This is a genomic window from Aquimarina sp. I32.4, assembly GCF_002924285.1.
GTDB lineage: Bacteria > Bacteroidota > Bacteroidia > Flavobacteriales > Flavobacteriaceae > Aquimarina.
Genome location: NZ_PGUB01000026.1, coordinates 38,692 through 50,465 on the forward strand (window position 1 = coordinate 38,692; position 11,774 = coordinate 50,465).

The window sequence follows — 11,774 nt, forward strand, 5'->3', positions numbered from 1 at the left end:
TGAGCAATATATAGATTAATCTTAATAAAAAGTTGTATTTTTTATAATAAATTCAAAAAATTACAGTGTATGCATAATATTTTTACTTTTTTCTTATTCTAAACCTGTAAACTATTAGAGAGTTATATTTTTAAAAAACTCCAAAGTGCGTAGCTCATTATAATAAATATTATTCGGTAGATAAAACCCTACATGACCTCCATAATCTGGAATTTCTAAAAACACTTTTTTATTAGAATTAGATTCTTCAATTGGGTAACAACGATCTCCTAAAAAAGAATCATTTTTGGTATTGAGAATAAGTGTGGGCGTCTGTATATGTTTTATAAATTGTTTGCTACTGCATTTGGAATAATAATCCATAGCGTTTTGATAGCCATGTGCTTTACTGGTATATAAATTATCGATATCGATGAGAGACTTACAGTTATTGATATCTGATATACTTAACTTTTTAGGAAACAAAATTTGACGTTGATACAGTTTAGCTTTGAGAAGATTGATAAACCGTCGCTGATAAATATAATTAGATGGTTTGTTGATTTCTAATAATGAATTATAAAGATCACATGGTACTGATACAGCTACTGCATTTTTTATTTCTTTTACCGACTCGTGATTTTCTCCTAAGTATTTTAGCATAATATTACCTCCTAAACTAAACCCACATAATGATATGTTTGAATAAGAATATGTTTTGAGAATATGTTGAATGGTATAATCCAAATCTTCACTTACACCTGCATGATACGATCTATAAAGGCGGTTTACTTCACCACTACAATTTCTTAGATTCATGGCTACAGAATCCCACCCGTTGTTATTAAGGTGTTTTGTTAGGCCCAATACATATTGTCGTTGCCCGTTACCTTCAAGACCATGGATAATTACAGCTACATTTTTTGAGTTTGGAGTAGTGCTAGAACTCCAATCCAGATCGATAAAATCTCCATCATCAAGAGATATTTGTTCTCTTTTTTGAAAAACATTTTTTACTGTTCTTATCATATTAGGATATATAGTAGAGATATACCCGTTTCTAAATAAAAATGGAGGGGAATACTTAGATTCTATTATTGGCATTAGTGTGAAGTGTTTTTATTTAGTTATGTTCCTTATCAAAAAGCCTCTTTTGTGTTAAAAATAAGAAGACCTAAGAGTTTATCAAAACAGGATAAAAGGATTTGTTAATCCTATATCAATTTCTTTTTGGCTTGAAAATCTATTTTCTAGGTAGGATATAAATATAAATAACGGATATTGATGAGATAAATTATTTTGTAATTTGCAATCTTATAAAAAATATATAGTATGCATGTAAAAGAATTTGAAATTCGATGGAATGATATAGATGCAAACCGCCACCTTGCTAATAAAGCATACATAGAATTTGCAGCACATACCAGAATGGCATTTTTGATAGAAAACGGGTTTGACCAAAGGTCGTTAGCCAAATTTAATATTGGACCTATTGTGTTTTATGAACATATCTATTATTTTAAAGAAGTGTTTTATGGAAAGCCTATACAGGTCTCATTAGAAATTTCTGGACTTAGTGAAGATGGAAAATTTTTTGAATTCAGACATAATTATTACGATCAAAAAGGAAGGAATTTTGCGAGATGCGAAATGATGGGAGCATGGATAGACTTAGACAGTCGAAAATTAATTGCACTTCCTGAAGAAATGAATGAGTTGTTAAGAAAAATAGAACACCCTGATGATTTTAGGGTCTTAACCAAAGATGATACTAGAAAATTTGCTAAAACCCCAGTAGATTTAAGCTAGTTTTTAGTGTAATAATTAGTTGATTATATGTCTCTGGTTTAGGACAATGCTTTCGGTTTTTTGGTGACTAGGTATACTCCAACAAAAATCAAGAAGGTTGCTCCTATTTTGATGATATCTAACTCATCTTTGCCTAGTGCAATGGCAAATGTTGATGCCAAAAGAGGTTGTAGGTAAATAAAGACGGCAACAGTAGTAGGTTTGAGCTCTTTTATTGCAAAAATATTTAGAACATAAGTTCCGAATGTAGCAAAAAGAATAACATAGCCAATTTTTAGATAACCATCAAGAGGGATTGAATCAACTTGTATCTCTAGCAGTTGCGAAAAGCCAAAAGGTAAAACAAATATAAATCCAATGGTGTACATCCACTTCATAAAAGTAAAGGGATGATATTTTTGAGTAATCTTTTTTACAACAATGATATAACAGGCATAAGAAGCAGCATTAATGAAAACCAGAAAATTCCCTAGCATTGGATTTGCTGATGTCCCCGAGCTTCCCGAACCGTAAAGAATGATAAGTAATGTTCCAGAAAGTCCAACCAATACTCCTATTATTTTTAATATTCGTATTTTTTCTTTCAGGAATATCACAGCTAGTATGAGTACAATAATAGGGGTAGTCACCATAAGTACAGAGGCACTAATAGGAGTGGTAAGGTTTAGGCCTTCAAAAAAAGCAAGCATATTGATCCCTACGCCAAATAAGGCTGCTACAGCGATTCTTGCAAAATCTTTATGAGCTATTTTTTCCTTTGGCCCTAATAATCCAATAGCCCAAAATAATAGTGCTGCGCCCAATACTCGTATTACAATAAAACCAAAAGGCTGCACATAATGAGGCATTACATCTTTGGCAATGGTGTAATTTGCTCCATAAAAAACAGCTACAAAACTTGCAGCAATAAGAGCTAATGTTCTTTTACTCATTGATTATTTAGCTAGTTTGGCAGCTTCTACCGTTTTTTTTGCATTACCAATAAAAATTTGATCTTCAATTATGATAACAGGGCGTTTTAAAAAAGTGTAATGTTCAAGAATTAATTTTTTGTAATCGTCCTCTGATAAGGATTTGTTTTTAAGATCCCGTTCTTTGTACAATCGTGCTCTTTTACTAAATAGAGCCTCGTAACTACCAGCTAAATCTTGCATTTCTTCAATTTGTGACACGGTAATAGCCTCTGTTTTGATGTCTTGAAAAATAAAATCCGAAGAAAGTTCTAATTCAGTTCTAATACGTTTGCAAGTATCACAAGTCGATAAATGGTATATCTTTTTCACAGCTAATTATATTTTAAGTATCAAAATCACCGCAAAGGAAATCCATTTTACAATTAAATCTTATATTTTTGGCTAAAAATTATGAAATGAATTGCAGTGATGTATGTTGATTGTAAATCATGTAATTATTAGCAAATTCTATCTGACTTTTGAAAATCAATAAAATAAACAGATATATACTATGCAAGACCCATTGATAATAGCCCGAGTAAATAGAAAAGCATTAGAAAAAATGTTGGATCACTATTCACTAGAACAGTTGAATAAGATTCCTGAAGGTTTTAAAAATAACTTGATTTGGAATATAGCACATGTTATAGTAACTCAACAACTTCTTGTATATAAATTAAGTGGATTACCTATGATGGTTAGCGATCAAATGGTAGATTTATACAAAAAAGGAACCAAGCCAGAGCGAAATGTTACGGTAGAAGAAGTGGCAGAGATAAAGGAGCTTTTATTTACCACTCTGGATAAAACAGAAAAAGATTTGAGTGATGATATTTTCAAAACTTATAATGAATATACTACTAGTGCAGGTTTTGTGTTAACATCTGCTCAAAATGCATTGACTTTTAATAATTATCATGAAGGTCTCCATTTGGGATATGCAATGGCTTTAAGAAAACTATTATAAAATAGTGTAGGTAAAAAAAGAAGAAACTTCTTTTTTATCCAACCTTAATTCAATAGGTCCTTCAGCATACGAATTGATCTCATATTGATTGTAGTAAAGGACTACTTCGTTATTGGTAAATCCTATAGTTTCTGGTAAACTGAAAGTATCGTCTTTAAAAAAGAAGCCAGTACTGTTGATTGATTCGTTTTCAGGGATTTTATGTTGTTCTCTGAAAACTTTTTCAACATATTGCTTGAAATGATTATGGTCTTTTAATAAATCACTATTTGATAGTTTTTTACCATTTTCAGTATCGACGTTTAAGTAAGAAACAGTGCCGTTGCCATGTGCGCCACCAGTAAATACATAAGAGTCAATAAGTATAGAAATAAGATTATCGCTCTGGTAATTTAGTTCACAATCTATAGTGGCTTCGTACGGGATATTATCATCAGGAAATTCGTTACGTATATTTTGATATGAGGTGTTGAATTGATGTACAATATCTTTTATAGAAAGACTAGTGGGGATTTTATCAATACCCAGACCCGTATAAATGGTACTTTGAATTTCTTTATTGATCATTTTGGCTACAGGACCATCTCCAATAATATTCAGCAAATTAATTTCAATAGAAGCGCAATCTACAGATTCGCAATCTATGATCATATCAGTGGTAAAACTTTGTTTTTCAATAGAAAAAGGTTCTCTGTTGTTACAAGCATATAATCCTATTGAAATTATCAATAAAAAAATGATTCTCGATTTGCTGTTAGTTTTTGTGTTAATCATCTACTAAAGATATTCATTGAAATATGATTAGAACGAATTTAATCATACATTTGTTTATGTTTTTTACATTAAAAAAAGCAAGTTAATTTATTCTTGCCAAAAACTAATATTTAGATGAAATTTAACACAAAAACAATTCACGGAGGACAGAAACATGATCCGGCTTATGGTGCAGTCATGCCTCCGATATATCAAACATCTACTTATGCACAAACTACTCCAGGAGGGCATAAAGGATTTGAATATAGTAGAACACATAACCCAACCAGAAAAGCATTAGAAGATTCTTTTGCCAGTATAGAGAACGGGAAATTTGGATTAGCTTTTGGGTCTGGATTAGCTGCTATTGATGCTGTAATTAAATTATTGAAACCTGGCGATGAAGTGATTTCTACCAATGATTTATATGGAGGTACATATCGTTTATTTACCAAGATTTTTGAAGATTTTGGAATTAAATTCCATTTTATAGGTATGGAGAATGCTGATAATTTGGAGCAATATGTAACAGAAAAGACCAAATTAATTTGGGTTGAAACACCAACTAACCCAATGATGAATATTATTGATATTAAGGCGGTAGCAGAGATTTCTAAAAAAAATAACTTATTGTTAGCAGTAGATAATACATTTGCTACACCATATTTACAGAGACCTTTGGATTTGGGAGCCGATATAGTAATGCATAGTGCTACTAAGTATATGGGAGGACATAGTGATGTCGTTATGGGAGCACTAGTTGTAAAAGATGAGAAACTGGCAGAGAAACTATACTTTATTCAAAATGCAAGTGGTGCTGTTTGTGGCCCACAAGATAGTTTTTTAGTGCTTAGAGGAATCAAGACATTACATGTGCGAATGCAACGTCATTGTGAAAATGGTGAAGCAATTGCTAAATACTTAAAGAATCATCCTAAAATTGAAAAAGTATACTGGCCTGGATTTGAAGATCACCCTAATCATAAGGTCGCTGCAGCACAGATGGATGACTTTGGAGGGATGATTTCTTTTGTAACCAAAGGAAGTGATTATGATAAAGCAATTAAAATTGTAGAGAAATTAAAAGTCTTTACGTTGGCAGAATCTTTAGGAGGAGTAGAAAGTCTTGCAGGGCATCCTGCTAGTATGACACACGCTTCAATACCAAAAGAAGAAAGAGAAAAAACAGGAGTAGTTGATTCATTGATCAGACTGAGTGTAGGGATTGAAGATGTAGACGATTTAATTGCAGATCTTGAACAAGCAATAGGGTAAAATGTTATTATATTCAAAAAATAAACTTGTTTTTTTGGGAATATCATATATTTGACCTAATATTTCAACTTATAGATAAGAATTTATTAATTCAATTAACATATGCAAGCAAAGATAGATGCATTTATGGAAGAAGTAAAGGCTCGTAACGCTCATGAGCCTGAGTTCTTACAAGCAGTACAAGAAGTAGCAGAAACCGTAATCCCGTACATAGCTTCAAATGAAATTTATAACGGTAAGAACATTCTTTTAAGAATGGTTGAGCCAGAGAGAGCTATTATGTTTCGTGTGCCATGGGTAGATGATAAAGGAGAAATTCATGTGAATAGAGGATACCGAATTCAGATGAACTCTGCAATAGGACCTTATAAAGGAGGGCTGCGTTTTCACCCTTCTGTAAATATAAGTATATTAAAGTTTTTGGCTTTTGAACAAGTGTTCAAAAACAGTTTAACTACACTCCCTATGGGAGGTGGTAAAGGTGGATCTGATTTTGACCCGAAAGGAAAATCTGATGATGAAATTATGCGTTTTTGCCATAGTTTTATGAGTGAGCTTTTTAGACATATTGGTCCAGATACAGACGTTCCTGCTGGAGATATAGGAGTAGGAGGACGCGAAATAGGATTCCTATTTGGTATGTATCGTAAACTGCGTAATGAGTTTACTGGAGTACTTACTGGAAAAGGACTTACTTGGGGAGGATCATTAATCCGTCCAGAAGCTACAGGATATGGTACAGTATATTTTGCAAAAAATATGCTAGAAACCAAAGGAGATTCCTTTGAAGGAAAAACTGTTACTATTTCTGGTTCAGGAAATGTTGCACAATTTGCAGCTGAGAAAGCAACACAATTAGGAGGAAAAGTAGTGACCTTATCAGATTCATCAGGATACATTTATGACAAAGATGGAATAGATGAAGATAAACTTGCCTTTGTGATGGAGCTTAAGAATGTAAAAAGAGGTCGTATTAGTGAATATGCAAATAAGTATTCATCTGCAGAGTTCCATAAAGGAGAAACTCCTTGGGAAGTAAAATGTGATATAGCATTACCATGTGCTACACAGAATGAATTACATGGTGATGATGCTCAAAAGTTGATAGCTAATGGATGTGTGTGTGTAAGCGAAGGAGCTAATATGCCAAGTACCCCAGAAGCAATTGAAGCTTTTCATAAAGCAAAAATATTCTTTGCTCCTGGTAAAGCATCAAATGCTGGAGGAGTTGCCACTTCAGGATTAGAAATGACGCAAAACTCATTGCGTTATAACTGGACCCGTAAAGAGGTAGATGAAAAACTAAAGCAAATCATGGAAGAAATCCATGCTTCTTGTCTTGAGTATGGTAATGATGGTAATGGATATGTTGACTATGTAAAAGGAGCAAATATCGCAGGTTTTGTGAAAGTAGCAGATGCTATGTTAGCACAAGGTGTGATATAAATAAAATACATATAAGTATAAAACCTGTTTGTGTGGATACATAAACAGGTTTTGTGTTTACTATATCTAGGTATTACTTAGTATATAGGTGCTTTTTTTGTGTTTGAAGAAAAGTAATAGTTAAAAATGTCTTATTTAAAACCTAAAAGCTTCTTGAAAATAAGCTAAAACGGCTTTTTTGGTTATTTTTACTCGATAATGATTATCAATTCTTCAGCCATAGTAATACACTCAATACGTTATAGTGAAGCAGACTTAATTGTCTCCTTGTTCACAAAAACCAGTGGATTACGATCTTATTTGTTGAAAGGGGTTTTAAAATCGAAAAGAGGAAAAATCAGAGCGTCATTATTTCAGCCCCTTACTTTATTAGAGGTACAGGCTGCTCATAAAGATAAAGGGTCTTTAGAAAGAATTAAAGAGGCTAGAATAAAAAATGTATACACTACTTTGCATACAGATTATATAAAAAGTGCATTGGTGTTTTTTATTTCAGAAGTGCTAAAGAATTCAATTCATGAAGAAGAAGCAAATACAAGTTTGTTTGAGTATTTAGAAACGGCTTTACTATGGTTGGATACTAATGATACTATTGGCAATTTTCATATTACATTTTTAACCAAGCTTACTCAGTATTTAGGATTTTACCCAGATGTATCACAGCTAGAATTACCATATTTTAATATGCAAGAAGGAGTTTTTCAGGCAACTAGTAGTAATGTGTATTGTGTTAATGGGGATCAAGTAACGCAATTTAAATTGTTTTTGGGTACAACTTTTGAGGATAGTATGGGTATTGGGTTGTCCAAAGGCGTACGGGCTAATATTCTTGCTATGCTATTAGTATATTTTGAGTTACATTTGCACGGTTTTAAGAAACCGAAGTCACTTTCTGTTTTACAAGAAATTTTTAATTAAGATAATGAGGCTATTTATTTTTACTTTATTTGGAATGTTTTATATGCTGTCGGGTCAAGCTCAGAGTATAACAGTGTATAGTGAGGCAAATAATAAGCCTATACCTAATGTCGCTATTTACAATAAAATTAAATCCAAAAGTGTTATTACTAATTTTGAAGGAGTTGCTGATGTTTCTGCCTTTTCTGAGATAGAAATTCTTTACTTTACTCATGTTTCTCATATTGGTAAAGATGTCCTCAAATCCAAAATATTAAAAACAAATGCAGTGTATTTACAGGCTGATGAAAATCAACTTTCTGAGGTCGTTATTTCTGTGTCAAAATGGGAGCAGGAACAAAAAGATATTACTCAAAAAATTGTAAGTATTACTGCTAATGAAATAGAGTTGTCTGCGCCACAAACATCAGCAGATCTTTTACAAAGTAGTGGGCAAGTATTTGTTCAAAAAAGTCAATTAGGAGGAGGAAGTCCTATTATAAGAGGATTTTCTACAAATAGATTATTACTAACTGTAGATGGAGTGCGCATGAATACGGCGATATTTAGAGGAGGTAATGTGCAAAATGTGATATCTGTAGACCCTTTTACAATAGATAGAACAGAAGTGATATTAGGGCCTGGATCTGTGGTGTATGGTAGTGATGCAGTAGGTGGTGTGATGAACTTTTATACTTCTCAACCTAAGTTTGCTATTAAAGGCAAGAGTAAAATAAGCGGTAACGCGTTAGTACGATATGCAAGTGCTAGTGATGAAAAAACAGGGCATATAGATTTTAATATTGGGTTAGAGAAGTGGGCTTTTTTGACAAGTGTAAGTTATACAGATTTTGATGATTTAAAAATGGGAAGTCATGGGCCCGATGATTATTTGAGAAATGAATATGTTGAGACTATAAATGGAGAAGATTTTGTACTACAAAATAATGATCCTGAAAAACAACTTTTTACGGGGTATGATCAAATTAATTTATTGCAAAAGGCTCGTTTTATGCCTAATGAAAAATGGGATATAAAAGCAAGTCTTATTTATACAGAAACATCAGATTACCCTCGTTATGATCGTTTGATAAGACGAAGAAATGGAAATTTAAGATCTGCAGAATGGTTTTATGGACCACAGCGATGGTTTATGGGGAATTTGCAAGTATCTCAAAAATCTAAAAGTATGCTGTATGATAAGATGAAAATTACTGGAGCATATCAATATTTTGAAGAAAGTAGAAATGATCGAAATTTTCAAAGTACTGTTTTAGAAAGAACACAAGAACAGGTTGATGCGTATTCGTTTAATTGGGACTTTGAAAAGAAATTTGGAGAGAAAACAACAGTGTATTACGGATTAGAATATGTGTTGAATCAAGTGTATTCTGATGGATCAGAGAGAGATATAGAAACTGGTGATGTCCAAGACGCTCCTTCTAGGTATCCAGATGGGTCTACTTGGCAATCTATAGCTGCGTATACCAGTTTAAAACATAAGATAAGTGAAAAGCTTAGATTTCAAGGAGGACTAAGATATAATCGTATCATTTTATACTCAGAATTTGATGATCAGTTCTTTGATTTTCCGTTTGCAGAAGCAAATATAGATACAGAGGCATTGACAGGTACTGCAGGTTTAAGTTGGTTTCCTAATGATAGAATACAGTGGAAATTAAATTTCTCTACAGCTTTTAGAGCTCCTAATATTGATGATGTAGGTAAAATTTTTGATTCAGAGCCTGGATCGGTAGTAGTACCTAATCCAGATATAAAATCAGAATATGCCTACAATGGAGAAATTGGAGTAAAATTAAATCTATGTGAGAGTTTATCTTTGGATATGGCAACATATTACACCTATCTTGATGATGCATTGATTCGACGAGATTTTAATTTAAATGGAGTGACTGAAATTGAATTTGGAGGTGAATTAAGTAATGTGCAAGCTATTCAAAATGCAGCAAATGCTAGAATATATGGTTTTGAGGCAGGGGTAAAGTATGATTTCTCTAATAACCTGAAGCTAATTTCAAAATATACCTTTGTAGGAGGAAAAGAAGAATCAGATGATGGGGTTTCCTCTCCAGCAAGACATGTGTCACCACAATTTGGGAATACTCATATTACATATACATTGCCTAAGTTAACTATAGATGCGTTTGCGATTTATAATGGAAAATTAGATTTTGATGACCTTTCTCCATCAGAGCAAAGCAAGGATTTTTTGTATGCAGCTGATCAAAACGGAAATCCATATTCACCTTCTTGGTACACCCTTAATTTGAGAACCCAATATCAGGTAACCAAAAACTTAAAAGGGATAGTAACATTAGAAAATATTACAGATCAAAGGTATCGTTCATACTCCTCAGGTATTGCTGCGCCAGGAAGAAATTTTATTCTATCACTTAAATATACATTGTAATATAATCCTGAAAAAGATAAAATATTGAAAAATACATTATTCATATTTGATATAGATGGTACGCTTACAGACAGTGTGCCTATGTATTTGTTTTCTGTGACACAATCACTCTTTGCTTTGGGGATTTCTGATATAGATACAGATTACGATAACTATAAGCATCACACAGATAGTTATGCATTGAGGTATAACTATGAGCGTAATTTCAAGAAAACGTTCCCAGATGATTTATTAGATGATTTTGAATTGGATTTGGTAAATCAAATGAAGACGTTTGACCCTATTAAAGAAATTGAAGGGGCAAAATCATTAATTCAGTTTTTGAAAATTAATAATATTCCTTTTTGTTTTGCCACAGGAGCATTGCCAAAACCTGCTATGATTAAACTCGATCAATGTGGGATATGGTATGATGAAGAATTGTTAGCAACTTCAAAAACACATGAATCAAGAGAGGGTTTTGTGGTAGAGGCAATAAAAAAAGCAAAAGTTTTTTATAATAAAGAGAATTTTAATCGAGTCATATCAGTGGGTGATGGTGTTTGGGATTTAAAAACAGCTCAAAATTTATCTATTGATTTTGTTGGTATTGGTGATAAGAATAGAGAAAAACTTATACAGAACGGTGCAGAGAAATGTTTTTCTAATCTTATAGAATTTAAAGATTCGTTAGTTTAGTTTTACGCTTATCCGTAAGGTTTCCCAAGATAATTCCATCTATATGACACCGCTGCTATCATCAGCCACTCAAAGAGTTCATTAACGTAACGTCTGTTGAATTTATAACAGAATTCATTAAGATAGTTCTGAAGAAAATCATCATCTATTCTATGGTGCAGATCCAAGAATAATCGTTTTGCATTGCTTATAGCGGTATGTACCCAAGGCAACACTTTTACAATATCTTTCTTTGGAATAACTCTGGACTCAACTTCAAAGTTCTTTTCTAAATCCACATAACTTGTAGATTTGTCAGATACTATTTTTGTGTTTTTCTCTACCGTATCGGTTATGCATTGCTTCTTTAAAGATTCAACAACCTTCATTTTTAAATATCCTACCTTTTTCTTGTTGCCATGTTTTTTTGGGTCATAGTCATCCCCAGCCTCTTTGGATTCCAAACTCACAATGGACTACCTAATAAATTTGGGACTATTTTCTCAAGCCACTTTTTTATTATTTTTCCAATGAGTTTAGTAAAACAACTATTAAGAATGCACAGTCAAGGAAAAGGGGTCAAAACTATTGCCCGCAGCTTGCAGAT

Annotated in this window: 12 protein-coding genes; 7 read left to right on the forward strand and 5 right to left on the reverse strand. The window is 32.7% G+C overall.

The genetic code is table 11. From position 1 onward, the window contains the following. Positions 1–114 precede the first annotated feature (114 nt). Positions 115–1,083, reverse strand: coding sequence for a YheT family hydrolase (locus CVD18_RS07990; RefSeq protein WP_103864918.1), 969 nt, complete (start codon positions 1,081–1,083; stop codon positions 115–117). 228 nt (positions 1,084–1,311) lie between these two features. Between CVD18_RS07990 and CVD18_RS07995 the strand changes: the two genes are divergently transcribed. After that, entirely contained in the window at positions 1,312–1,788 is a 477-nt protein-coding gene (locus CVD18_RS07995) for a thioesterase family protein (protein WP_103864919.1), read from the forward strand. A gap of 38 nt (positions 1,789–1,826) precedes the next feature. Here CVD18_RS07995 and CVD18_RS08000 read toward each other — a convergent pair whose 3' ends face one another. Beyond that, entirely contained in the window at positions 1,827–2,720 is an 894-nt protein-coding gene (locus CVD18_RS08000) for a DMT family transporter (RefSeq protein ID WP_103864920.1), read from the reverse strand. 3 nt (positions 2,721–2,723) lie between these two features. After that, positions 2,724–3,071, reverse strand: a complete 348-nt coding sequence (locus CVD18_RS08005; protein ID WP_103864921.1) for an arsenate reductase family protein — start codon at positions 3,069–3,071, stop codon at positions 2,724–2,726. A gap of 181 nt (positions 3,072–3,252) precedes the next feature. On the opposite strand from CVD18_RS08005, the gene CVD18_RS08010 reads away from it, so the two are divergent. Beyond that, a complete protein-coding gene (locus CVD18_RS08010; protein ID WP_103864922.1) occupies positions 3,253–3,708 on the forward strand; it encodes a DinB family protein in 456 nt (151 codons plus the stop codon). Here the strand turns inward: CVD18_RS08010 and CVD18_RS08015 are convergent. Beyond that, positions 3,703–4,437: a DUF3298 and DUF4163 domain-containing protein gene (locus CVD18_RS08015; RefSeq protein WP_233194506.1), complete on the reverse strand. Its 735-nt coding sequence runs from the start codon at positions 4,435–4,437 to the stop codon at positions 3,703–3,705. The two genes, CVD18_RS08010 and CVD18_RS08015, sit on opposite strands and share 6 nt — an antisense overlap. A 159-nt stretch (positions 4,438–4,596) precedes the next feature. Between CVD18_RS08015 and CVD18_RS08020 the strand changes: the two genes are divergently transcribed. From CVD18_RS08020 to CVD18_RS08040, 5 genes are all read left to right on the forward strand, one after another. Continuing rightward, complete coding sequence (locus CVD18_RS08020; protein ID WP_103864924.1) at positions 4,597–5,736, forward strand: cystathionine gamma-synthase; 1,140 nt, start codon at positions 4,597–4,599, stop codon at positions 5,734–5,736. 102 nt (positions 5,737–5,838) lie between these two features. Next, positions 5,839–7,182 carry an NADP-specific glutamate dehydrogenase gene (gene gdhA / locus CVD18_RS08025; protein WP_103864925.1) on the forward strand — a complete coding sequence of 448 codons (1,344 nt, stop codon included), beginning with the start codon at positions 5,839–5,841 and terminating at the stop codon, positions 7,180–7,182. Between the two features lie 198 nt (positions 7,183–7,380). Next, positions 7,381–8,100: a DNA repair protein RecO gene (gene recO, locus CVD18_RS08030; protein WP_103864926.1), complete on the forward strand. Its 720-nt coding sequence runs from the start codon at positions 7,381–7,383 to the stop codon at positions 8,098–8,100. 4 nt (positions 8,101–8,104) lie between these two features. Beyond that, on the forward strand, positions 8,105–10,510 hold the full coding sequence (locus CVD18_RS08035) for a TonB-dependent siderophore receptor (RefSeq protein ID WP_103864927.1): 2,406 nt from the start codon (positions 8,105–8,107) through the stop codon (positions 10,508–10,510). Between the two features lie 24 nt (positions 10,511–10,534). Continuing rightward, positions 10,535–11,188, forward strand: a complete 654-nt coding sequence (locus CVD18_RS08040) for an HAD family hydrolase (RefSeq protein ID WP_103864928.1) — start codon at positions 10,535–10,537, stop codon at positions 11,186–11,188. 8 nt (positions 11,189–11,196) lie between these two features. Here the strand turns inward: CVD18_RS08040 and CVD18_RS08045 are convergent, their stop codons facing one another. Further along, positions 11,197–11,631 (reverse strand): transposase, encoded by a 435-nt coding sequence (locus tag CVD18_RS08045; RefSeq protein WP_103864929.1) that lies wholly within the window; start codon positions 11,629–11,631, stop codon positions 11,197–11,199. Between the last annotated feature and the right edge of the window lie 143 nt (positions 11,632–11,774).